Source organism: Streptomyces sp. NBC_01591 (genome assembly GCF_035918155.1).
Taxonomy (GTDB): domain Bacteria; phylum Actinomycetota; class Actinomycetes; order Streptomycetales; family Streptomycetaceae; genus Streptomyces.
Map to the genome: position 1 here is coordinate 5,613,656 of NZ_CP109327.1, position 22,067 is coordinate 5,635,722.

Here is a 22,067-nt window from a genome sequence, read left to right on the forward strand (position 1 = left end):
GGCGGTGCGCGGCGCGCGGGGTGAACGGCTGATGGGGCAGCGGGCGTAGCAGGTGGAACAGGCGTAGCAGGTGCAACAGGTGCAGCACCTGCAACAGGCGCCGGTGGAGCGTTCGTCAGGCCGCGAGGCCCGTCTTGAGGCCCGCGCCGCACAGGGGGACGACGACGCTCCGGTCCGTCCAGTCGCCGACCGCCGCCCAGCAGGCGACGCCCGTCGTCTCCACGTAGAACCCGCGGGCGGCCAGATCCAGCTGCGCGGCGCGGATCTGATCCTCGGTCACCGTGAGGAAGGTGCCGCCCGATTCCCGGACCGCGGCCAGGATGGCGCGGGCGCGCGGCGGGCGGGGGATGGCGATGCCCTCGGCGAGGGTGGGAGCGGCGGGGCCGGCCAGGGCGTCGGGCAGGTCGTCGGCGCCCGCGCGGAAGGCGGCGGCCAGCGGGGAGACGGCCTCGGCCTGTACGGCGATCAGCGCCGGACGCCGGTCGATCAGCCCCTGGGCGTGGAGCTCGGCGGTGGCCAGGGCCGCGCCGAGGAGAAGGGTGCCGTTGCCGACCGGTACGGCGATGGCGTCCGGGAGGCGGCCGCCGAGGTCCTCCCACAGCTCGTACACATACGTCTTCGTGCCGTGCAGGAAGTACGGGTTGAAGACATGCGAGGCGTAGAAGGTGCCGGGGACGTCGGCGGCGGTACGGGCGGCGGCCGCGGTGGCCTCGCGGTCGCCGGGGACGATCTCCAGGCGGGCGCCGTGGGCCCGGATCTGCTCGGTCTTCTTCGGGGACGTGCCCTCGGGGACGTACACCGTGCAGGGGAGCGAGGCGCGGGCGCAGTATGCGGCGACGGCCGTGCCGGCGTTGCCGCTGCTGTCCGCGACGACGCGCTCGGGCGACAGGCGGCGGGCCAGCTCGGCGAGCATCACCGCGCCGCGGTCCTTGAAGGAGAGCGTCGGCATCAGGAAGTCGAGCTTGGCCGAGACCGTGCCGGTGAGCGGTACGAGCGGGGTGCGGCCCTCACCGAGTGTGGTCGAGGGTGAGTGGAGCGGCAGCACCTCCTCGTAACGCCACAGTGAATTGACGCGCTCCTTCAGGGAGTTGGAGGAAAGGATGGCGGAGGGTTCGAAGTCGAGGTCCCAGGGGCCGCGGCAGACGGGGCAACACCAGCGGAGAGTGGTGGTGTCGGCCCGGGTGCCGTCCTGCGGGCAGAGGTAGGCGGGCATGCCCGACAGCATGTCAGGCGTGTGGCGGCGGTATGACGAAGGCGTGGCCCGCCCAGTTGGACCCTTGTGCGATTCCCAAGAATCGGTCAATCTTTCACTGTCGGTCAGGTCGTGGGCAACGCGGATCTCGTGAGAGTCGATTGTCATGCCCATGTTTAACAGTGCCTGTTCCGTTTTGAGCAACACGTGTAACCCCCCACTGATACACCGTGATCGAGAGGATCCCCCCACATGTCAGTGACGCGTCACACCCCCCACTCGCGCCGAAGACTTGCCGCGGCGAGTGTCATAGCCGGTGCGGCCCTCGCACTCTCCACCGCTGCGGTGTTCCCCGCCTCGGCCTCGGATCAGCCGGCGGAGGGGCTGATCCAGAACGCGGGCGCCCCGGGCACCATCGGCGGCAGCTACATCGTCACGCTGGAGGACTCGGCGGCCGACGCGGGCTCCTCGGCGGGCCGGGCGGTGGCCAAGGAGTACGGCGCCAAGATCAAGAGGACCTTCCGTTCCGCCGTCAACGGCTACTCGGTCGAGCTCTCGGAGAAGCAGGCGAAGCGGCTCGCGGCCGACCCGGCCGTCAAGTCCGTGGTGCAGAACCGCACCTTCAAGGCGACCGGGACCCAGCCCTCGCCGCCCTCCTGGGGCCTCGACCGGCTGGACCAGGACGCCCTGCCGCTGGACCAGAGCTACACCTACCCCGACAAGGCGGGCGAGGGTGTCACCGCGTACATCATCGACACCGGTGTGCGGATCTCCCACAGTGACTTCGGCGGCCGGGCCTCGAACGGCTACGACGCGATCGACGACGACAACACCGCGCAGGACGGCAACGGCCACGGCACCCACGTGGCGGGCACCGTCGCCGGTTCCTCGCACGGTGTCGCCAAGAAGGCGAAGATCGTCGCCGTCCGGGTCCTCGACGACAGCGGCTCCGGCACGACCGAGCAGGTCGTCGCGGGCATCGACTGGGTGACGGCGAACGCCGTCAAGCCGGCCGTGGCCAACATGAGCCTGGGCGGCGGGGTCGACCCCGTGCTCGACGAGGCCGTGAGCAAGTCCATCGCGTCCGGCGTGACTTACGCCGTGGCCGCGGGCAACGAATCGGCCGACGCCTCCTCGAGCTCCCCGGCGCGGGTCCCCGAGGCCATCACGGTCGGTTCCACCACCAACTCCGACGCCCGTTCCAGCTTCTCCAACTACGGCAGCGTGCTGGACATCTTCGCGCCGGGTTCGGACATCACCTCGTCCTGGAACACCAGCGACAGCGCCACCAACACCATCTCCGGCACCTCGATGGCGACCCCGCACGTCGTCGGCGCCGCGGCTCTCTACCTGGCCGAGCACCCGAGCGAGACACCGGCACAGGTCTCCGCCGGACTGGTCGCCGCGGCCAAGAGCGGAGTGGTGACCAACCCGGGAACGGGTTCCCCGAACCGTCTGCTGAACATCGGCGGCGGCTCGACCACCCCGCCGTCGGACGGTGACAAGTTCGAGAACACGACGAGCTACGGCATCGACGACAACTCCACCGCCGAGTCGCCGATCACCGTCTCCGGTGTCTCCGGCAAGGCGCCCGCCTCGCTGAGTGTGTCCGTCGACATCTCGCACACCTACATCGGCGACCTGACGATCGACCTGGTCGCGCCCGACGGTTCGGTCCACAGCCTGAAGGAGGGCGGCGAGGGCGGCAGCGCCGACGACGTGAAGACCACGTACTCGGTGGACGCCTCGTCCTCGACGGCCGACGGCACCTGGAAGCTGCGCGTCCAGGACGACTGGTACGGCGACACCGGGAAGATCAACGCCTGGTCCTTGCAGTTCTGATGACTGACCGTCGGTGATGTACCGACCGTGCGGGGCGGCTGCGCAGGCAGCCGCCCCGTCGCGTTTTCCGACCGGCGGTCGTCGGCCGGAGCGGCCGGAGCGGCCGAAGCGCTTGTACGAGGGCTCGCGGTGGCCCCGTCCTGTGGAGCGGGGGATTGGGGAAACGGGGAAGGGGAAGGAAGAGGCGGGGGATCGAGAAGGGCCGAGATCCTTCTGGCGGTCGACGGTCGGATATGCATGTGGGCATGACGAATCATCACTTCGGGTGAATCTTTGGCCTGCGCTTGCGGTCCACAACCGACGGTTGTCAGGCTGTTGCAGACTGTCAACCTGTTGGGAGTGGCCTGTGACTTTCGGTGAGCAGCCCGCGTATTTGCGCGTTGCAAGCGATCTGAGAGAGAAGATCGTCAACGGTTCGCTGCCGCCGCATACGCGCCTGCCTTCGCAGGCGCGTATCCGCGAGGAGTACGGAGTCTCGGACACCGTCGCGCTGGAGGCGCGGAAGGTGCTGATGGCCGAGGGTCTGGTGGAAGGGCGCTCCGGTTCCGGCACCTATGTGCGCGAGCGCCCCGTCCCGCGGCGGATCGCCCGCTCCGGCTACCGGTCCGCGGCCGGCGCCAGTCCGTTCCGTCAGGAGCAGACGGCGGAGGGGGTGCACGGGACGTGGGAGTCCCGCAGCGAGCAGGAGGGGGCGAGCGTCGAGATCGCCGAGCGCCTGGGCATCGAGCCGGGTGACCGGGTGATGCGGACGAGGTACACCTTCCGCGAGGCCGGGGAGCCGATGATGCTCTCCACCTCCTGGGAGCCGCTCGCCGTGACGGGGCGTACGCCGGTGATGCTGCCGGAGGAGGGCCCGTTGGGCGGCTGCGGGGTGGTCGAGCGGATGGCCGCGATCGATGTCGTCGTGGACAACGTGGCCGAGCAGGTCGGCGCGCGCCCGGGGCTGGCGGAGGAGCTCCTGGCGCTCGGTGGTGTGCCGGGGCACGTGGTGATGGTGATCGAGCGGACGTACTACGCGTCGGGCCGCCCGGTCGAGACGGCGGACGTGGTGGTGCCCGCCGACCGCTTCCGGGTCGCCTACCACCTTCCGGTCAGGTGACCGGCCCGCGCGGGGCGCCGTCCGGCGTCGGCGACGACGAGCCGGCCTCGGGCCGGTTCCCATGACCGACGGGTAGTCGTCGGCCGCAATGGATTGTCATGTCCCGCTCCTGTCGAACGGTCCGTACCCGCACACCGGAAGACGGACGTGAAGTCGTCGATGGCGGACACGGTCACGCTGCAGCGGCGGGCGGCACGGGCACAGAGGGGGCGCATCCAGACGGGTGCGCCCCCTCTTGTCGGTCGGATCGGTATCTCTTTGTGTAATTACTTATCCGTTGAGTGAAGGTCAGGCGTACGCTCGGGCATATGCGTACTGCGGTTTCCTGGGGATCTTTAGTGACGTGCACGCCGTTCGAGGGAGGGGCGCAATGCTCGGGAGGGACACGATGAGCGACAGCGGTGCCGTGCTCCCGTGGCTGGTGATACGACAGGACGACAACGGCAATCGCTACCGCGTCGGCAGGTATGCCACGCAGGGCGAGGCCCAGAAGATCGCCGACAAGCTCGATGAGCACGGACACAAGCAGCTCTACTGGGTGGAGCGTGCCGGGCAGAGCACCCGGCCGTAGGGCGACCGCGGGGGGTGCGGCGGGGCAGTGGTTGCGCTCCGGCGCATGACCGCGCGTGCGCTCGCTGAGCCGGTCACCCGCATCGGCCGCCTGTGCGGGACGCCCGCGTCGGTGGCCCGCGTCGGTCGTCCGAGCCGGTCCTGCCGTTCCGATGGTGTTCCGGCAGGCAGCCGCCGCCCCGCTAAGGTCCTGTCCGACCGGGTTGCAGATGAACGAAGGCGGAGTGATGTCGGTCCTGATCGACACGGTGGCATGGGTGCGGGTGGAGAACGGCAGGATTCTCTGCGCGCGACCACGGGGGAAGGACGTCTTCTACATCCCCGGCGGCAAGCGGGAGGGCCGGGAGACCGACCTGCAGACCCTGCTGCGTGAGGTCGAGGAGGAGCTGGCCGTGGCCATCCTCCCGTCGACGGTGTCCCACATGGGTACGTACGAGGCGCAGGCGCACGGCCATCCGGACGGCGTGGTCGTGCGCATGAGCTGTTACGCCGGTGAGTATCGGGGGACGCTGACCGTCAGCAGCGAGATCGAGGAGATGGCGTGGTTCTCCTACGCCGACCGATCGCTCGTCCCGCCGGTCGACCAGCTGCTCTTCGACGACCTCAAGGCCGCGGGCGCACTGGCCTGAGCCGCCCCCAGCCTCCTCGGGGCCCTGTGCCGACCGCGTCGGCCCCGGGCCGGCCCTGCGCCGGCCCCGCGCCGGCCCCGCGTGGGCTCCGCTCCACCCCGTGCCGGATCCGCGCCATCCCGTTCCGGCTGCACATCAATTGCGTGATCCGTATTACTCGCCGGTGTGGTTCGGGCCCCGGTAATCGCATTGATTCCGCACAGCGGTGCTTTACGCGCTCGCGCGGTGCATGGAAGCGCCCGGCAAATCACGCCGACGGGCGGCGGAAACGATCTTCGACGTCATGACGGTTAGTTGTCCGTTCATGGAACGCGGCATTGCGGAACCTCGCATTGTGATCGACGAACGGCGACGTGCGTCTCATTGGTCGAGACCTACCGATTGGTCGAGACCTAAGAAATTTGAAATCGAAACTGTGGTGGGTGGCGAAGACTCACGGACATGGAGACGTCGGAAGGCAGTGCCACGGTTGCAACCCAATTCCCGGGCGTGGCGAGGTCGCTCACGGCCCATGATCCAGGGGTGCCGGGGACGCCCGCGACCACCGTCGCGGGGCCGGTGGCGCCGGGGTGGGTCTCGATGGTGGCCAGGTCCGTCGTGATGCCGGTCCCGACGGCCTTGAGCACGGCCTCCTTCCGGGTCCAGCAGCGCAGGAAGGCCCTGTGGCGCGCGCTGCCCGGAGGGAAGGTGCGCACGTGCCGCTGCTCGGCCGCGGTGAGGGCGACCGGCCCCAACTCCTCGGTGTCCATGTCCCGTACGCCCTCCACGTCGACCCCGACCGGGGTCCGGGCGATCGCGAGCAGGCAGCAGCCCTCGGAGTGCGAGAGGCTGATCCGGAAGGGGCTCGCGGGGCGGGCGACGGCGGGTGGGCCGTGCCGGCGGTCGCCGCATCCCGGACAGGGGAGTCGGCCGAACTCCAGCTCGTGCGGGCTGACTTGAAGCAGCCGGGCCAGCACGCGCCGGGCGCCCGCCCGGCTGCCGGCGAACTGGGCTGCCTGGCGGGGATGGCCGATGCGGCTCAGGCGCTCGAGCTCCCCGGTGTCGAGCAGTGCGAGATCGGCCGGATCGGGCCTTTCGCTCGCAATGGGCCACCAGTGGACAAGTGCTTCGGTCATGCTGGGGGTGAGGAGCGCGTTCACGGGGGGAGCGTAGGCCGCGCCCCGATGGCGGAGAGCGCGATGGCCTCTATGGGACAGCTGTGACTCCGCTCCGCAGTCGTACGACCCCGTACCGCAATGTAACCGGGGGTTGCACCGCGTGGACGCGGACCCGGGATGCAGCTTGCTGACATTTTCGGGGCGAGGGGCCGGTGGGTCGTGCGGGGAGAGGGGAAGGTGCGGACCCTTCCGATCCGCTTGGGATGGACCGCCGTTGACTGCTTCACACCCGGCGATCTAATGTCTGGTCAAGTTGATCGTGGCGTATATGTGTTGCTCGGGTTTGCATTAATTGGCTTCCGATTCAACCTGATTTGGGTTGGGGGGCCTCCGTGCGGCGGATGAAATCCGACGTGGTCAATTGGCATCCCGGGACAGTGGCACAATTGGGGGACGGGTGGCCGAAATGAGTTCGGTGGCGGATGCTCCGGGAGACCTGGACCGCACGGATTATGTGGAGCGGGCGCTCCTGCAGGCACGCGCTCTGATCGAGTCCTCGGTGTCCTTGCACCGTCAGAGGCCCGGTGGCGCCTCGCTGGTGGTGCGGGCCGACGACAGGTCGATCGGTGAGGCGGTCAGGCAGCTGATGGCGGGTGCGCGCTACTCGGCCCACGTGGCCGTGACGGGGGACCGGGCGCACTCGGCCGCCGTGTGTTCCGCGCTCGCGGAGTCCGTCCAGGGCAAGCCGTCGGTGGACCGGGGACGGGCGCGGCTCGCCGTGCGGCTGCTGGCCGCGGGCGGCGCACTGCGCATGTCCCCCGAGTTCTGCGACGCGTTCGGCGAGACGAACTTCGAAGTACGGGTGACGAAGGGCGAGTTACGCGAGGCGTTGATCGTCGACGGCCGGACCGCCCTGGTGCAGTCCGGTGCCGAGGGCAGTGGCCGGCACGCCGCGATCATCACCGATCCGGCGGCCGTCGGCGCACTCGATCTGCTCTTCGCCGGGACGTGGGCGAGCGCCCGCCTCCTCGCCGACGAGCTCCGGCTGGACCGGAGCCTGCGCACGGTCCTCGCGCGCCGGATCCTGGAGAAGCTGCGCGAGGGACACACCGACGACGTCGCCGCACGAGAGATCGATGTGTCGCTGCGCACGTACCGGCGGCACGTCGCGGAGATCATGCGTGAACTCGGCGCGAACTCCCGCTTCCAGGCGGGGGTACGCGCTGTGGAGCTGGGGTTGCTGGAACGGTGCTGAAGCGTCGCACCGGGCAGTGACTCCGGATTGCTGAAATTCATCGGGGGGCAACGGGGATGAGCAGGACACCAGAGACGCGGCCGGTACCGGCCAGAAGCGGCGCGAGAGAGCAGGGGGAGGCAGGAAAGGAACCGGACATACCCGGGCCCGGGGCCGACGAGGTGAGACCGGCCGGGGCCGGGAGCGAGCCACAGGCCGACGCCATCGAACGGGCCCTGCTGGAGGTGCGGGCCATGATCGAGACGACGGTCGAACAGCACCGGGACCGCGTCTCGTGGGACCAGCTGATCACCGTCGTGGACGACAACAAGGAAGTCGTGATCGCGGAGGCGCGCAAGCTGGTGCGCCAGGCGCGTACGGGCATCGACGTCGTGCTCGCCGCGGGGCCGAGCTGCGGCGCCGAGTCCAAGCGCGCCCTGCACGAACTGGTCCGCGTGGTGCCGGACGCGATCCGGATCCGGCTGCTGTGCACCCCGGCCATGATCGACGAGGAGTTCGTCCGGGCCCAGCGCGAGCGGGAACAGCCGGCCGAGGTGCGGGTGGCGCGGGTGCCGCCCCTGCAGGGGCTCATCGTCGACGGCACGGTCGCGCTGGTCTCGGCCGAGTCGCCCACCGGACGCCGGGCCTCGCTCATCCGCGTACCCGATGTGATCCGTACACTCAACACCCTCTACGAAGGCGTGTGGCGCAACGCCGTTCCGGCCGACGGGCACATCGCCTTCGGGGACCACTCGCGTGCCGAGCTCGCGCGGCAGATCCTGGGAGCGCTGCGGGCCGGGGTGACCGATGAGGTGGCGGCCCGTGAACTCACGGTCTCCGTACGCACCTACCGCCGGTACGTCGCCGAGATCATGACGCTGCTCGGTGCCAGTTCCCGCTTCCAGGCCGGGGTGCGGGCGGCGGAGCTGGGACTGCTCGGGTCCATGGACCCACCCGTTCCCTGAGGGCTGGCAGCTTCCTGTAGTTCCCGTTGTCGGTGCCGCAACCCGACGTTAGAACAGGCTTGTTGACTCGGATCCGCCTGAGGCCGCGGACCGTTTGATGTACCGCCGACGCGAGGTGCGAAGAGGATGAAGGCCGGCATCGACAGCGGATGGTTCCGCAGATACGAAGCGGGAGGTGCGCGCAGGCGGGTGCTGATCCTGCCGCACGCGGGCGGCTCCGCCGCGTACTTCCACCGCTGGGGACGGGAGTTCGGCGAGGACACCGAGCTGCTCGTGGCCCGGTACCCGGGACGCCATGTCCGGATCGACGAGCCGTTCGTACTCCGGATGGACGAGCTCGCCGACGCCGTCTCCGAGGCCCTGCTACCCTTCCTGGACCTGCCCCTGACGCTCTTCGGACACAGCATGGGCGCCTCGCTGGCGTACGAGGTGGCGCTCCGCCTCGAAGCACGGCACTCGGTGCGGCTCGACGGACTCCATGTGTCGAGCCGGAAGGCCCCGCACCGGCTCACCCCGCGCGCGCTGCACCGGGAGGACGACGACGCGCTGATCGCGGAGGTCCGGCGGCTCGGTGGCACGGACGGGGTCCCGCTGGACGATCCGGCGCTGCGCGCGCTGGTGCTGCCCGCGATCCGCGCCGACTTCACGATCGTGGGCACCTACGGACCGCGCACCGCCGTCCCGGTCGGCTGTCCGGTCCACGGATACGTCGGCGACCTGGACCCCTCGGTCACGGACGCCGACATGACGGCCTGGGCCGATGTCGCGCCCCGCGGTTACACCCAGCAGGTGTTCCGCGGAGGCCACTTCTATCTCGTCGAACAGCGCGACGCACTGATCCGCGCCCTCGGTGGCGCTCCGGCCGGTGTGCGATGACCATGCCCCTCTCCGCTTCGTCGTCCGCCCCGTCCCCGCCGCCGTTCGGCCTCGGCCACGACAGCGGGGTCGCCGTCCTGGACAAGGCGTCGCTGCTGCTGAGCGTCCTGGAGGACGGACCGGCCTCGGTGTCCCGGATCGTCTGCGTCACCGGACTGACCCGCCCCACCGCGCACCGGCTGGCACTGGCGCTGCAACGGCTGCGGCTGGTCACCCGTGACGCGAGGGGCCGATTCCTGCTGGGGCCCCGGCTGAGCGAGATGGCGGTCGTGGAGCACGGCGACCGCATGCTTGGACTTGCCGGATCCGTACTGACGGGTCTGCGCGACCGGACCGGGGCCAGCGCCCGGCTCTACCGCCGGTGCGAGGACCGTCTGCTGTGCGTGGCCGGTGCGGAGACCTCGTCGAACGTGGCGGAGACGGTGCCGGTGGGCACGGCCTTCCCGATGCGTTCCGGTCCGGTGGCCCAGGTGCTCCTCGCCTGGGAGGAGCCGGACGTGCTGTACCGGGGCCTGGTGGGCGCCCGGTTCACCGCCACCGTGCTCGCGGGCGTACGCCGCCGCGGCTGGGCGCAGAGCTCCGGGGAGCGGAACGGCGGCCCGGCCGCGCTGACCGCTCCGGTACGGGGTCCGGGCGGGCGGGTCGTCGCCGCGCTCTGTCTGTCCGGACCGGTCGGGCTGCTGACCGAGGAGCCGGCCCGGGAGTTCGGCAGCGCGGTCATCGACGCGGCGCTGCGCCTCGGCGAGGCGTCGGACACGTGAGCGCTGCCTCCCGCGCGCGGGCGGTCTGCTGAATGACGCACGGACAGAACCCCGGATCCGACCTGGAGTTCAGGATCCTGGGCCCCACCGAGATGTGGGCCGCGGGGGTGCGGATCCCGCTGACCGCCGCCAAGCAGCGCACGGTCCTCGCGGCCCTGCTCATCTCGCCCGGCCGGTTCGTCTCCGATGCGTGGCTCAGTGAGCTCCTGTGGGACTCCGCGCCGCCCGCGACCGGAACGGCCCAGCTCTACACGTACATCTCACGGCTGCGCCGGATCTGCGGACCCGAGCTGCGGCTGGTGCGCAAGCACCGCGGATATCACCTGGTGCTGGGCGCCGCGTGGTTCGACTGGGAGGTCTTCCAGCAGCTCGCGGAACAGGGCCGGGACGACCTGCTGAACGGCCGGTACGCGGAGGCCGCCGGCTGCCTGGAGACGGCACTGGACCTGTGGAGCGGGCCCGCCCTGTCGGACGTGACCGAGTTCCTGGCCCGTGCGGAGCTCCCCGCACTGGAGGAGTCCCGGCTGACCGTGGTCGAGAACCGCATCGAGGCCGACCTCGCGCTGGGGCGGCACAGCCGCGCTCTGCCCGAGCTGACCCGGCTGGTGGCGCAGCATCCCGCCAGGGAATCGCTGCGCGGGCACCTGATGACCGCCCTGTACCGCTGCGACCGGCAGATGGACGCACTACGGGTGTACGAGCAGGGCCGCCGGGTCCTCCAGCAGGAGCTGGGGGTGGCTCCTGGGCCGGCGCTGCGTGAGCTCCACCGGGCGGTGCTGCTGGAGGAACTGGCCGCACCCGCCGCCGCCGAACGGCTGACGGCCGGTGGCGGCACGGCACCGAGCCCCTGGACCGGCCTGGTGCCGGCCATGCTGCCCACGGACACCACCGACTTCGTCGGGCGCGACGGCGAACTGGCCGAAGTGCTCGGGGGGTTGCGCGGCTCCGGCGGCGCCCACCGCGGTGTCGCGCTGGTCGGCGCGGCCGGGTCCGGCAAGACCGCACTGGCCGTACGGGCCGGGCACGCCTGCCGGGACGACTTCCGGCAGGGACAGCTCTACATCGACCTGCGCCGGGAGGACGGCCGCCCCAAGAACCCCCTGGACGTGCTCGGTTCCTTTCTGCGCGCGCTGCTTCCGATACGGGGCAGGCTGCCCGGGACGCTGGACGAGCGGGCCCAGCTGTACCGCAGTGTGCTGTCGCGGCGCCGGGTCCTGGTCGTGCTCGACAACGCGGCGGACGACCGCCAGGTGCGGCCCCTGCTGGCCAGCGGCGAGGGCTGTCGGATGCTGATCACCAGCCGCTGCCCGCTGGCCTCGCTGGAGGGGATCCGGGCGGTGCCGGTGGGCCGGCTCGACGACGGGGCGGCCCGGCAGCTGATCGTGTCGGTCGTCGGGCACGCCCGGCCCGATGCCGAACCCGAGGCGACCCGGCGCCTGGTGGAACTGTGCGACGGCCTGCCGCTGGCCCTGCGGATCTGCGCGGCGCGGCTGGCGGCGCGACCGCAGTGGCCGGTGGCCCGGCTGGTGGACCGGCTGGACCTGGGGCAGGGGCGGCTGGACGAGTGGTCCGAGGGGAGCCTCGACCTGCGCACCGCGCTCCGTACGAGCGTCCTGCAGCTCGAACCGACGCTGCGCCCGGTGCTGCGCGCGCTGGCCCGCGCGAAGCCCGGCTCCTTCACCGCGGCCGAGGCGGCGGAACTCCTGCGGTGGTCCGAGGAGCGGACGCAGTCGGCGCTGGACGCGCTGGCGGAGGTGTGGCTGCTGGAGGTCGACACCGCGTACGGGGCGGGGGCGACGCCGTACGCGTACCGGTGCTCCCCACTGGTCCGGCTGCTCACCCGCTGAGCCTCGCGCCGCCCCGGCGCGGTGTCCGAGCGGCGCACCGGGGGTTGCCCGAGCGGCGCACCGGGGCGGACGGCGCTACTTCCCGAACGCGCCCTGCACGTCGCCCTCGGGCAGTGGGGTCGGGGTGTTGTGCATGCCGTCGATGAAGGCGGCCAGCAGACTGGCCCAGCGCATGCCCTGGTCGTCGGCGAGGGAGAGGTCTCCGCCCAGGCTTGTGGCGCGTTCCGCGAGCCAGGGTTCCAGGCAGGCGGTGTTCACCGCCCTCGCGTACATCTGCGCATCGGCCCAGTCCGGCTCCTCCCGCCGCGGTCGGGCAGGCCATTCCCCCTCCGTCACCATCGCCTGGTCCGGTGCCGCTTCATGGCTCATGGTCCCCTCCTTCTCGGGCCGGTTCCCCCGCAAGGTCGTGGCCCAGGATCAGGGAGATATCTATGCCTTTTCTATATCCCTGGCCCCGGGAGCACATGGAGTCGTCATTCGCCGGTCGCCTGGCAGCTTCCTGTAGGGGGCATTGCTGATCACCGGCCGGGAGGATTCTATGGTCGTCAGGTGCAGCGCTTTTCTTCTCGAAGTCGAAGCCTCACCGACCGGCGGCCAACCCCCCCTTGAAAGCCGCCGGGGCGCGGGGGTCCGGAGTCCCTTCGACGGTCCCGGACCCTCCGGCCGAACTCTTCCGATGAGCTCTTGTGGCGAGCTCTTTCGATGTCCGGAGAAAGGGGTTTCGGGAATGACCGCCTCAGCTCCCGAACGGATGCAACTGGTGAGCGGTGTCGGGGTGCTGGACAAGGCCTCGCAACTGCTCGAGGTGATGGAGGTGGGACCGGCCTCCCTGACGGAGCTGGTGGCCCGCACCGGGCTGAAGCGCCCGACGGTGCACCGGCTCGCGACCGCCCTGGAGCGGCTGCGGCTGGTCACCCGCGACCGGCGCGGCCGGTTCGTACTGGGCCCGCGGCTCGGCGACATGGCGGAAGAGGCCGGCCGGGACCGACTCGTCGCCGCGGCGGGACCCGTCCTGACCGCGCTGCGCGACCGCACCGGAGCCGACGCCCGGCTCTACCGCCGCCACGGTGACCTGCGGGTCTGTGTGGCCGCGGCGGAGGGAAGCGGTCCGCGCGAGGAGGTCCCGCTCGGGGCCGCCCTGCCGATGAAGTCCGGGGCCGCGTCCCAGGTGCTGGTGGCCTGGGAGACCCCGGAGAACCTCTACCTGAGCCTGCGCGGGGCCCGCTTCACGGCGGCCACGCTCACCTGCGTACGTCAGCAGGGCTGGGCGCAGACCGTCGGCACGCACGAATGGGAGACCGCCGCGGTGGCCGTTCCCGTGCGGGGTCCGGGCAACCGGGTGGTGGCCGCGGTGTGCGTCTCGGGCCCCGTCTCCCGGCTGACCCGGAGCCCTGGCCGGCAGCACGGTGCGGCGGTCGTCGACGCCGCGGTGCAGCTAGGTGCGGGACTGGTGCGCTGACGGCCCCGCCCGTGGCAGCTTCCTGTAGCCGCCATTGCACCGGCCGGGCAGCACCGGATAGACATGGAACGTGAATTCGAACCGGCAGGTCATTGTCGGCGAATAATGTTGCGAACCGCCCACTGCGGAACGTTCCGACAACGGGCGAGGTTCCGTCTCCCGCATTCTCTGAACGGCTGAGAAAGCGGCATGCCTCGAATCAGCGATGACGTCATCTTCCGTTCGCTGTCGAGGCCTTGTGCAAGCGATTTCGCACACCCTTGGGGAGGATTCGGTCGTGTGCGGACTTTCGCCTATGCAGATTCTTGATTTCACGGGGGCAGGCAGGAATGGAACGAGAGCGGGCCATAGGACTCGACCGGCAGACCGAGTTCGTCTACCGGATGCTGCTGCGACGCCGCAGATGGCGCATGGCGGAACTGTGCGGCGTGCTCGATGTCACCGAGGAGTGGCTGGGCCGCATCGTCGAAGGACTGCGGGAGGAAGGACTCGTCGCAGTCTCGGCCGACGACGACCTGGCCCTGCGGGCCGTCGAACCGTGCCTCGCACTGCCGGCCCTGGCGACCCGGAGATTCCAGGACGCACAGGGCTCCGGACTGCCCGGGGCGGTGGCGGTGGAACGGCTGATCGCACTGCACGAGCGGGCCGCGGACCGGATCGCCGAGCCGGTCGAGACCGGCAGTGTGGACGAGGCGTCGGGGCTCGTGGAGCGGCTGGCCACCACGGTGCGCCGCGAGGTGGTCATGCTGGTGCCCGAACACTGCCCCGGCTCCTTCGAGTTCTCCCGCCACGTGGCGGAGGCGGTGCTGCGCCGCGACGCCGTGCTCCGGCAGGTGTGGGGTGCGTCGTTCCTGCATCTGCCCGCTGCCGTCGAGCACGCGCGGTGGCTCGGCGCACAGGGGGCCGCGCCCTGCACCCTGCCGCATGTGCCCACCCGCGCGGTCGTCATCGACGGCGTGGTGGGGGTCCTCTTCGACGAGAGCGGCGGCGCCCGCGTGCTGCGCGGAGGTACGGCGCTCGACTCGCTGAAGAAGCTCGCCGACCGCCTGTGGGACAGCAGCATGGAGGTCCGTCAGGCGATGTCCCCCGTTCCCGCGCCGCCGACCCGGCCACGCCGTGAACAGATCCTGCGGCTGCTCGCCGACGGTCTCACCGACGACGCGATCGCCCGCCGGATCGGGGTGAGCGTGCGCACCGTACGCAACGACGTCGCGTCCACCATGCTCGGCCTCGACGCGCGCAGCCGCTTCCAGGCCGGCGTCCGCGCCGCCCAGATGGGACTGCTCTGACCGCCCGCCGACGGCCGCGCGCCCCAATACCCCACCAAGTCACTCCTGATTCTTGCCAGTTGCTGCAACGGAATCTCCGGAGCCCCCGGTGCTTTGCCACTCTGATGGCGGCGCCGGGCCGGTTCACCGCGGCGCGGCTGCCATTTCCCGAGCTACCTCCCGGAGGCGAGGAGATTTCATGTCCGTCGACGTCGGAAACGTGTTGGACCGAAAGACCGGCATCGTGCTCACCGAGGAAGAGAGGACCGAGCTCGAAATAGTCGCCTCCCATGTGAGCGGAATCCAGCCGCGCGCGGTGGACGACCGGTTCTGGATCGATTCTGCCCGGGACCTCTCGGCTCTTCTCCCGATCAGACTGCGGCAGACACTGCGCCGGTTCGTACGCGATCCGGGAGCCGACGCGATGCTTCTGCTGCGCAATCTTCCGGTGGATCCCGAATCCCTTCCGGACACGCCCAGCACCCCCGGTTCCGTGCAGCGTTCGAGCACACTGCCCGCCTCCGTGCTCGCTCTGATCTCGCTCCAGCTCGGTGAGCTGATGGCCTTCCAGGAGGAGAAGTCCGGGGCCCTGGTGCAGGACGTGGTGCCCGTCCCCGGCATGGAGGAGTTCCAGGGCAACGCGGGCGCGGCCCAGCTGACGATGCATGTGGAGAACGCCTTCCACCCGCTGCGGCCCGACCTCGTAGGCCTGATGTGCCTGCGCAACGACCACGACAACATCGCCGGCCTGCGGGTCGCGTCCATCCGCAACGCGCTGCCGCTGCTCTCCGAGAAGACCCGCAGGCTGCTCCACGAGCCGAGGTTCGTCACCGCGCCGCCGGCCTCCTTCGGCGACCTCCAGTCGCTGCCCGAGCCGCACGGAATCCTCAGCGGCGCCCCGCAGGACCCCGACGTGAAGGTCGACTTCACCAGCACCGAGGCGCTGGACCCGGACGCGGCACGGGCGATGGCGGAGCTCGGCGAGGTGTTCGCCGAGGTGCGCAGGACCGTCGTGCTGGAGCCCGGCGACCTCGCGTACGTCGACAACCGGCTCGCGCTGCACGGCCGGACCGCGTTCAGCCCGCGCTACGACGGCCGGGACCGCTGGCTCCAGCGCGCCTTCGTCCAGCTGGACCTGCGTCGTTCCCGGCCGCGCCGGGCCGACGACGGACAGGTGCAGTCCAGCGCCGCGGCCTGAGGGCGCCGTCCGGCCCGGGGCAATTGCAGCAAGGTGCACCGGGGCTGCCCAAGTGTCCTGCGGTGCACAAGGGTTGGCGTCGCCGGAGCACCGGCAAACCATCACACCCGAATGAGGAGAACGAAGATGACCACTGCCGTCAATGAGCGTCAAGAGAAGATCAAGGACATTGTCTGCGACATTCTCGAGATCGAGCCCGAGGACGTCACCGAGACCAGCCTCTTCAAGGAGGACCACGACGCCGACTCGCTGCGCGCCATCGAGATCCTCGCGTCGCTGGAGAAGGAATTCCACATCGAGATCGACCAGGCCGAACTGGGCCGGATGGTCAATCTCAAGAGCGTCTACCAGGTCGTTTCCGATATAGCCGGCTGGTAATCCGAACCACCACACCACGGACCATCGAGACTGGTTGGGGAGATTTCATGACGTCGTTCTCCACGGACGACCCGGACGGTGCGCAGAGAGTGGTCCTGAGCGGTTTCGGGGTGTTCTCCAGCATCGGGATCGGGGCGGACGCGTTCGCCGAGGGACTGCGCGCCGGGCGCAGCGGTGCCAAGCCCATCACGAGCTTCGACACCACCGGCTTCGCCTACGCCAACGGCTGCGAGGTCAGCGACTTCGACCCCGGCCGGTGGATCCGTAATCAGGAGCTCGAACAGCTCGGCCGGGCCGCCCGGTTCTCGGTGGCCGCCGCCAGGATGGCCACCGAGGACGCCGGGCTCGCTCCCGAGGAGTTGCGCACCAAGCGCGGGCTCATCTCGATCGGCACCACCGACGGGGAGTCCCGCGACCTCGACAGTCTGGTGGAGACCGAGATCCGGACCGGGCCCGAGGACATGGACCCCGCGGTCGCCCGGCGGGTCAGGGCGGGCCGGCTCTCCACGGCCATCGCCCACGAACTCGGCCTCACCGATGTGGAGGCCGTCACCATTCCCACCGCGTGCGCGGCCGGCAACTACGCCATCGGATACGGCTACGACGCGGTGCGCGCCGGCGAGGTGGACTTCGCGCTGTGCGGGGGAGCCGACGCCCTGTGCCGCAAGACCTTCGCGGGCTTCTACCGGCTCGGCACCATCGCCCCCGAGCGCTGCCAGCCCTTCGACGCCGACCGCAAGGGCATCCTCACCGGCGAGGGCGCGGGCGTGCTGGTGCTCGAAAGCCTGGCATCGGCGAGGGCCCGCGGCGCCCGGATCTACGCCGAGGTGCTCGGATACGGACTCAACTGCGACGCCCACCACCAGGTGGCCCCCAACGGGGCGAGCGTCGGCAGGGCCATGAGGCTCGCCCTCGACGACGCCGGGGTCAAGCCCGAACAGGTCGACCTCATCTCGGCGCACGGCACCGGGACGAAGGCCAACGACGTCACCGAGGCCCAGGCCATCCGCGAGGTCTTCGGCGAAGCCCCCCGGACCGTCTCGATCAAGTCCATGATCGGCCACACCATGGGCGCCGCCAGCGCCCTGTCCGCGATCGCCTGCTCACTGGCGATCGTCCACGGCTTCATCCCGCCGACCATCAACCACGTACGCACCGACCCCGAGTGCGACGTCGACTGCGTGCCCAACGAGGCGGTGGCGGCCGACCTCAACATCGTGCTCAACAACGGCCTGGCGTTCGGCGGCAACAACGCGGTCGTCGCCCTCGGGAAGTACGAGGAGCGGGTCCGATGAGCTGGCTGGTCAGTGGAGTGGGCGCGGTCGCCGGAGTGGGCCGCGACCCCCGGGAACTCTTCGACGGACTCTGCGCGGGCCGCACCGCCCACGCCGAACTGCGCGGCTTCGACCGTTCGCGGTACGCCGCCCGGTACGCGTACGAGATCGACGACCGGCCGGTGCCGGGCGCCGATGTGCCGGGGCGGGCCACCAAATGGCTGCTGGAAGCGGTCGCGCAGGCCGCCCGGGACGCGGGCCTGGGCGAGGACCTCTCGGGTGTGCCCGTCCTCGTCGGCACGGGGCTGCGCGAGCTGCGCTCCGTCGAGCTGTGGTGGCGCGACGGCACACCCATGGACGCGGGCCGGCTGCACTTCGGCCACGCCCTGCGGGAACGGTTCGGCACCACGGACACGTACACCTTCGCCAATGCCTGCTCGGCCTCGCTGTACGCGCTGGCGATGGGCACCGACCTGCTCGAACTGGGCGAGGCGGACACGGTGATCGCCGCCGGGGTGGATGTGCTCACCGAGAGCATGTACGGGCTGGTGGAGCGCGTCCATCCCACCCCGCCGGACCGGGTCAGGCCCTTCGACCGCGACCGCACGGGCGCGGTCATGGGCGACGGCGCCGCCGCCGTCGTGCTGCGGCGCGACGGAGCGCGACGGCCGGGCAGGGTGCACGGGCGGCTGCGTTCGGTCGGGCTCAACTGCGACGCGCACCACGCCACCGCGCCGGACCACGCCGGTATCGCCTCGGCGATCCGGCAGGCGCACGACGTGGCCGGGCTGAAGCCCAAGGACATCGATCTGGTGATGCTGCACGGCACCGGCACGCTGCTCAACGACGAGGCCGAGGCCACCGCGGTCGCCGAGGTCTTCGGCCCGCACGTCGGCAATCCCCTGATGACGGCGATCAAGTCGATGACCGGCCACACCTCGGGCGCGTCCGGACTGATCGGCCTGATCACGGCGATGCGCGCGCTGGAGGAGGGCCGGGTGCCGCCCACGCTCGGGCTCTCCCGGCCGGTCGAGGAAGCCGCGGAATTCCGGTTCGTCACCGGTGAGGAAGCCGTCGGCGAACTGTCGGTGGCCCAGATCAATGCGTTCGGCTTCGGCGGCATCAACGCCGTCGCGGTCGTGGAGGCGGTCCGTTGAGCACACTGGTGACCGGGATCGGCATCGCCGTCGCGGGTGTCGGGGCCCCCGGCGATCTGCTGCGGCCCAGGCAGCCGGAGAGCGCGCCCGTCGAGCCGAGGGAACGCCTCGGCCGCAAGGGACTGCGCTACAAGGACCGTGCCACCCAGCTGAGTTACTGCGCGGCACGCGACGCGCTGGCGGAGGCGCGGCTGCTCGACGACGACGGACGGGCCCTGCACGGCGACCGGATCGCCGTCGTCGCCAGCTCCAACTACGGGAACCTGGACACGATCTGCCGGACGGTCGAGACGATCGCGGCCGAGACCGCGTCCGCCGCCAGCCCGATGGACCTGCCCAACGCCTCCAGCAATGTGCTGGCCTCCTCGGTGGCGATCCGGTTCGGCCTCACCGGTCCCAACCTCATGCTGTGCAACGGCGAGACCTCGGGCACCGACGCGGTGCGCTGGGCGCTCGCCCTGCTCGGCTCGGGCCGCGCCGACCAGGTGCTCGTCCTCGGGGCCGAACCGGACACCGTCGCGGCCCGGAAGCTGACCGGCCAGGACACCGCCTTCGACGGCGCGGCCGCGCTGCTCCTTGAGACGCAGCGGACCGCGGCGGCCCGGGGCGCACGGGCGCGCGCCGGTATCGGCGGGCACGCGCGGGGCGCCGGACTGGCGGACTGCCTGGCCGGGCTCGGCAGCCACGACGCCCGCACCCCGGCGGCCTGGCAGGCACCGGACACCACCGGAACCGGCGGCGTACCGGACGGTGTCGGAACCGGGATGCCGGACGGTGCCGGTGTTCTCGACGGTGTACGGGATCTGGGGCTCGCCCGGCAGTGGCGTGGCGCGTCGGGGGCGCTGGGCGTGCTCCAGTGCGCCGCGTCGGCCGGCTGGTTCGCCGCGGGCGGCGCGAGCCCGGTGTACGCCGTGACCGGCGGCGGCACCTCCGGGCCCGCCGCCGGGCTGGTCCTGGTGGGTCCCGGGGAGGCGGGGTGAGCGGGGGAGAGGCCACCACCACGCTGCCCCCGTACACGCAGGGCGCGCCCCGGGCCACCGCCACCGCAGCCGACGGCGCCGGGCGGCCGGTGATCCTGCACCGGCACCCGGTGGACGGGCCCGAGCACGGCCGGATGCTGCTGCTGCACGGCCTCGGCAACAGCGCGACCGTGTGGGACGACTTCCTGGCGCACCGCGCGCCGGGGTACGAGGTGTGGTCGGCGGACCTGCCCTGGCGCGGTGCGGGGGTGGACGACTGGCACCACGCGCCGGACACCTCCCCGTGGCTGGCCGAGGCGCTCTCCGGAGTGCCGGGCGGGGCGGACGTGGTCGTCGCGCACTCCTTCTCCGCGATCCAGCTGCTGTCCCTGCTCGACCGCGAACTCGCCGCCGGGCACGACCCGTTCGCCCACTACGGCATCCGCGGCCTGGTGCTCGTCGCGCCGTTCTACCGGCGCCGCCCCGAGGAATTCACCTGGGGCGCCATGACGCGCTATCTGGACGACTTCGAGCGGATCATGGAGGAGGGCATCCGGGTCCACTCCGGTGGCCGGCTGGACCCGGAGATCCAGCTGTCGATGGCCCGCCGGGTCTGCGACCGCGTAGGTCCGTACGGCTGGATGCGGTTCGTGGACAGCTATCTGCGCACCCCGTGGCTGCGGGCCGAGCGGATCGACGTACCCACCGTGATCGTCTGCGGGGAACACGACTTCGCGGTGGCGCCGGCCGAGGGCCTGAGCCTGGCCGCCGACCTGCCCGACGCACACACGCACATCCTCGCGGACTGCGGGCACTTCCTGATGGCCGAGAGGCCCGAGGAGTTCTCCGCCGTGGTCGGCGATTTCGTCAGCACACTGTCCGCCAGGGCCCGGCACCACCGGCCCGGCGACCGAGCGTTTGGAGAGCCGGCCCGATGAGCGACGTGACCGAGACCCAGGTCAAGACCCTGTTGCAGACCCCGACCCGGGTGCAGCTGCGCCCCCGGTTCGAGGGGTCCAACATCTGTACCTGGATCGGCTTCAAGCACGACAACTACCTGGTCGAGGAAGCCGTCCTGGAACACTTCAGGACCGCGGGCCTGTCCACGCGCAGGCTCTACGAGGAGCTCGGCCTCGGCCTGGACTTCGTGGAGATGGACGTCCGGATCCTCAGCTCGCTGCACCTGGACGACATGGTGACCGCCGATGTGGTGCCGGTCTTCAAGGAGGGCGCGAGCGAGCTGGCCTTCCGCGTCACGCTGAACGTCGACCGCGACGGCACCTCGGTGAAGGCGGTGACCGGCAAGGCGAAGGTGGTGCTGCGGATCGACACCACGTTCCCGCCCGAGCCGGTGCCCACAGCCCTGGCCCCGTTCGCGGCGACGCGCCTCGGTACCTCCGAGCCCGGCGCCGAGGCCGCCGTGGCCCCGACGACGCAGCTCTCGGCCGGCCACGGCACCTCGGGCCCCGACCCGGTGCTGGAGCAACTGACCGCCGGTGCGAACGCGTTCGGCTGGAAGTGGCGGATCCCGTACCCGTACTGCCACTTCACCGAGCGGCTCCAGATGTCCGGCTACCTGCGGCAGATGGAAGAGGTCGTGGACCTCTTCCTGGCCGACCGGGGCCTGTCGATCAAGACGCTCCTCGACGACCGCAAATGGATCCCGGCCTGCTCGCACTCCCACATCCGGATCCTCGACGAGGCCCTCATGGAGGAGGACCTGTACGTCGTCTACACGGTGGAGGAGGTCTTCAAGGACTTCCTCTACCGGTCCCGCTTCGACACGTACGTCGTACGGGACGGCCGCCTGGTGCAGACGGCCACCGGACATGTCACGCACGGCTACGCCGTCATCGACAGCCGCACCGACTGGCACCTGGTGAACTTCGACGCGCACGTGCTGCGGGCCCTGCGCGGCGAACCGGCACCGGACGCATGAGCCGGCACCTCCTCATCGAGACGCAGGGGCCGTGGGCCGGCCGGGAGTGCGCGTCGTTCGTGCGCGACGCCGCGGCCCTGGCCGGCGGCGGCCACCGCACCCAGCTCCTCCTCCTCCAGGAAGGGGTGCTGGGCGCCGTGCCCGGTGTGCTGCCGGAGCTCGACGGCTATCTCGCGGCGGACGGCGACCTGCTGGTCGACCGGTACTCGGTCGCCCAACGCGGCCTGAAACAGGAGCAGTTGGTGGCCGGGTCCCGGCTGGTGGACATGGACGAGATCGCCGGGAACGTGCTCGACGCGGCGGTGAAGGTGGTGTGGCACTGA

22 protein-coding genes are annotated in these 22,067 nt (G+C 71.0%); 19 read left to right on the top strand and 3 right to left on the bottom strand.

Going from position 1 to position 22,067, the window contains the following annotated elements:
- Positions 1-115 precede the first annotated feature (115 nt).
- Complete coding sequence (locus tag OG978_RS26275; protein ID WP_326767564.1) at positions 116-1,213, bottom strand: threonine synthase; 1,098 nt, start codon at positions 1,211-1,213, stop codon at positions 116-118.
- 231 nt (positions 1,214-1,444) lie between these two features.
- On the opposite strand from OG978_RS26275, the gene OG978_RS26280 reads away from it, so the two are divergent.
- The 4 genes from OG978_RS26280 (at position 1,445) to OG978_RS26295 (ending at position 5,332) form a co-directional block, all read left to right on the top strand.
- On the top strand, positions 1,445-3,034 hold the full coding sequence (locus tag OG978_RS26280) for a S8 family peptidase (protein WP_326767565.1): 1,590 nt from the start codon (positions 1,445-1,447) through the stop codon (positions 3,032-3,034).
- 346 nt (positions 3,035-3,380) lie between these two features.
- On the top strand, positions 3,381-4,133 hold the full coding sequence (locus OG978_RS26285; protein WP_326767566.1) for a GntR family transcriptional regulator: 753 nt from the start codon (positions 3,381-3,383) through the stop codon (positions 4,131-4,133).
- 370 nt (positions 4,134-4,503) lie between these two features.
- Positions 4,504-4,704 carry an SPOR domain-containing protein gene (locus OG978_RS26290; RefSeq protein ID WP_326767567.1) on the top strand — a complete coding sequence of 67 codons (201 nt, stop codon included), beginning with the start codon at positions 4,504-4,506 and terminating at the stop codon, positions 4,702-4,704.
- Positions 4,705-4,930: 226 nt separating this feature from the next.
- A complete protein-coding gene (locus OG978_RS26295) occupies positions 4,931-5,332 on the top strand; it encodes an NUDIX hydrolase (RefSeq protein ID WP_326767568.1) in 402 nt (133 codons plus the stop codon).
- 392 nt (positions 5,333-5,724) lie between these two features.
- On the opposite strand, the gene OG978_RS26300 is transcribed toward OG978_RS26295, so the two are convergent.
- The gene (locus OG978_RS26300) at positions 5,725-6,471 is read right to left on the bottom strand and encodes a 4'-phosphopantetheinyl transferase family protein (protein ID WP_326767569.1); all 747 of its coding nucleotides are present in this window, start codon (positions 6,469-6,471) and stop codon (positions 5,725-5,727) included.
- 424 nt (positions 6,472-6,895) lie between these two features.
- On the opposite strand from OG978_RS26300, the gene OG978_RS26305 reads away from it, so the two are divergent.
- The 5 genes from OG978_RS26305 (at position 6,896) to OG978_RS26325 (ending at position 12,112) form a co-directional block, all read left to right on the top strand.
- Positions 6,896-7,684, top strand: coding sequence for a hypothetical protein (locus OG978_RS26305; protein WP_326770168.1), 789 nt, complete (start codon positions 6,896-6,898; stop codon positions 7,682-7,684).
- A 233-nt stretch (positions 7,685-7,917) separates the two neighbouring features.
- Positions 7,918-8,628 carry a LuxR family transcriptional regulator gene (locus OG978_RS26310; RefSeq protein WP_326767570.1) on the top strand — a complete coding sequence of 237 codons (711 nt, stop codon included), beginning with the start codon at positions 7,918-7,920 and terminating at the stop codon, positions 8,626-8,628.
- 126 nt (positions 8,629-8,754) lie between these two features.
- Positions 8,755-9,504 carry a thioesterase II family protein gene (locus OG978_RS26315; protein ID WP_326767571.1) on the top strand — a complete coding sequence of 250 codons (750 nt, stop codon included), beginning with the start codon at positions 8,755-8,757 and terminating at the stop codon, positions 9,502-9,504.
- Between the two features lie 2 nt (positions 9,505-9,506).
- Positions 9,507-10,265 (top strand): IclR family transcriptional regulator, encoded by a 759-nt coding sequence (locus OG978_RS26320; RefSeq protein WP_326770169.1) that lies wholly within the window; start codon positions 9,507-9,509, stop codon positions 10,263-10,265.
- Positions 10,266-10,297: 32 nt separating this feature from the next.
- Positions 10,298-12,112, top strand: a complete 1,815-nt coding sequence (locus tag OG978_RS26325) for an AfsR/SARP family transcriptional regulator (RefSeq protein WP_326767572.1) — start codon at positions 10,298-10,300, stop codon at positions 12,110-12,112.
- Positions 12,113-12,187: 75 nt separating this feature from the next.
- Here the strand turns inward: OG978_RS26325 and OG978_RS26330 are convergent, their stop codons facing one another.
- A complete protein-coding gene (locus tag OG978_RS26330; protein WP_326767573.1) occupies positions 12,188-12,481 on the bottom strand; it encodes a hypothetical protein in 294 nt (97 codons plus the stop codon).
- A 382-nt stretch (positions 12,482-12,863) separates the two neighbouring features.
- Here OG978_RS26330 and OG978_RS26335 point away from each other — a divergent pair, with 382 nt between their 5' ends.
- From OG978_RS26335 to OG978_RS26380, 10 genes are all read left to right on the top strand, one after another.
- Entirely contained in the window at positions 12,864-13,571 is a 708-nt protein-coding gene (locus OG978_RS26335) for an IclR family transcriptional regulator (RefSeq protein ID WP_326770170.1), read from the top strand.
- 329 nt (positions 13,572-13,900) lie between these two features.
- Positions 13,901-14,860: a helix-turn-helix transcriptional regulator gene (locus tag OG978_RS26340; protein ID WP_326767574.1), complete on the top strand. Its 960-nt coding sequence runs from the start codon at positions 13,901-13,903 to the stop codon at positions 14,858-14,860.
- Positions 14,861-15,038: 178 nt separating this feature from the next.
- Complete coding sequence (locus OG978_RS26345; RefSeq protein WP_326767575.1) at positions 15,039-16,037, top strand: TauD/TfdA family dioxygenase; 999 nt, start codon at positions 15,039-15,041, stop codon at positions 16,035-16,037.
- A 126-nt stretch (positions 16,038-16,163) separates the two neighbouring features.
- Positions 16,164-16,415 (top strand): acyl carrier protein, encoded by a 252-nt coding sequence (locus OG978_RS26350; RefSeq protein ID WP_326767576.1) that lies wholly within the window; start codon positions 16,164-16,166, stop codon positions 16,413-16,415.
- A 47-nt stretch (positions 16,416-16,462) separates the two neighbouring features.
- Positions 16,463-17,710 (top strand): beta-ketoacyl-[acyl-carrier-protein] synthase family protein, encoded by a 1,248-nt coding sequence (locus tag OG978_RS26355; protein WP_326767577.1) that lies wholly within the window; start codon positions 16,463-16,465, stop codon positions 17,708-17,710.
- Positions 17,707-18,846: a beta-ketoacyl synthase N-terminal-like domain-containing protein gene (locus OG978_RS26360; RefSeq protein WP_326767578.1), complete on the top strand. Its 1,140-nt coding sequence runs from the start codon at positions 17,707-17,709 to the stop codon at positions 18,844-18,846. The genes OG978_RS26355 and OG978_RS26360 overlap by 4 nt, the downstream gene beginning before the upstream one ends.
- Positions 18,843-19,826 carry a beta-ketoacyl synthase N-terminal-like domain-containing protein gene (locus OG978_RS26365; RefSeq protein ID WP_326767579.1) on the top strand — a complete coding sequence of 328 codons (984 nt, stop codon included), beginning with the start codon at positions 18,843-18,845 and terminating at the stop codon, positions 19,824-19,826. The genes OG978_RS26360 and OG978_RS26365 overlap by 4 nt, the downstream gene beginning before the upstream one ends.
- On the top strand, positions 19,823-20,743 hold the full coding sequence (locus OG978_RS26370) for an alpha/beta fold hydrolase (RefSeq protein WP_326767580.1): 921 nt from the start codon (positions 19,823-19,825) through the stop codon (positions 20,741-20,743). Before OG978_RS26365 ends, OG978_RS26370 begins: the two co-directional genes overlap by 4 nt.
- Positions 20,740-21,744 carry a thioesterase family protein gene (locus OG978_RS26375; protein ID WP_326767581.1) on the top strand — a complete coding sequence of 335 codons (1,005 nt, stop codon included), beginning with the start codon at positions 20,740-20,742 and terminating at the stop codon, positions 21,742-21,744. The genes OG978_RS26370 and OG978_RS26375 overlap by 4 nt, the downstream gene beginning before the upstream one ends.
- Entirely contained in the window at positions 21,741-22,067 is a 327-nt protein-coding gene (locus OG978_RS26380; protein ID WP_326767582.1) for a hypothetical protein, read from the top strand. The genes OG978_RS26375 and OG978_RS26380 overlap by 4 nt, the downstream gene beginning before the upstream one ends.

Coding starts and splice junctions, on each gene's coding strand:
- OG978_RS26295 (WP_326767568.1), top strand. CDS start 4,931: ATGTCGGTCCTGATCGACACGGTGGCATGGGTGCGGGTGGAGAACGGC.
- OG978_RS26275 (WP_326767564.1), bottom strand. CDS start 1,213: ATGCCCGCCTACCTCTGCCCGCAGGACGGCACCCGGGCCGACACCACC.
- OG978_RS26345 (WP_326767575.1), top strand. CDS start 15,039: ATGTCCGTCGACGTCGGAAACGTGTTGGACCGAAAGACCGGCATCGTG.
- OG978_RS26290 (WP_326767567.1), top strand. CDS start 4,504: ATGCTCGGGAGGGACACGATGAGCGACAGCGGTGCCGTGCTCCCGTGG.
- OG978_RS26305 (WP_326770168.1), top strand. CDS start 6,896: ATGAGTTCGGTGGCGGATGCTCCGGGAGACCTGGACCGCACGGATTAT.
- OG978_RS26355 (WP_326767577.1), top strand. CDS start 16,463: ATGACGTCGTTCTCCACGGACGACCCGGACGGTGCGCAGAGAGTGGTC.
- OG978_RS26375 (WP_326767581.1), top strand. CDS start 20,740: ATGAGCGACGTGACCGAGACCCAGGTCAAGACCCTGTTGCAGACCCCG.
- OG978_RS26330 (WP_326767573.1), bottom strand. CDS start 12,481: ATGAGCCATGAAGCGGCACCGGACCAGGCGATGGTGACGGAGGGGGAA.
- OG978_RS26325 (WP_326767572.1), top strand. CDS start 10,298: ATGACGCACGGACAGAACCCCGGATCCGACCTGGAGTTCAGGATCCTG.
- OG978_RS26280 (WP_326767565.1), top strand. CDS start 1,445: ATGTCAGTGACGCGTCACACCCCCCACTCGCGCCGAAGACTTGCCGCG.
- OG978_RS26350 (WP_326767576.1), top strand. CDS start 16,164: ATGACCACTGCCGTCAATGAGCGTCAAGAGAAGATCAAGGACATTGTC.
- OG978_RS26340 (WP_326767574.1), top strand. CDS start 13,901: ATGGAACGAGAGCGGGCCATAGGACTCGACCGGCAGACCGAGTTCGTC.
- OG978_RS26360 (WP_326767578.1), top strand. CDS start 17,707: ATGAGCTGGCTGGTCAGTGGAGTGGGCGCGGTCGCCGGAGTGGGCCGC.
- OG978_RS26310 (WP_326767570.1), top strand. CDS start 7,918: ATGATCGAGACGACGGTCGAACAGCACCGGGACCGCGTCTCGTGGGAC.
- OG978_RS26380 (WP_326767582.1), top strand. CDS start 21,741: ATGAGCCGGCACCTCCTCATCGAGACGCAGGGGCCGTGGGCCGGCCGG.
- OG978_RS26320 (WP_326770169.1), top strand. CDS start 9,507: ATGCCCCTCTCCGCTTCGTCGTCCGCCCCGTCCCCGCCGCCGTTCGGC.
- OG978_RS26315 (WP_326767571.1), top strand. CDS start 8,755: ATGAAGGCCGGCATCGACAGCGGATGGTTCCGCAGATACGAAGCGGGA.
- OG978_RS26335 (WP_326770170.1), top strand. CDS start 12,864: ATGCAACTGGTGAGCGGTGTCGGGGTGCTGGACAAGGCCTCGCAACTG.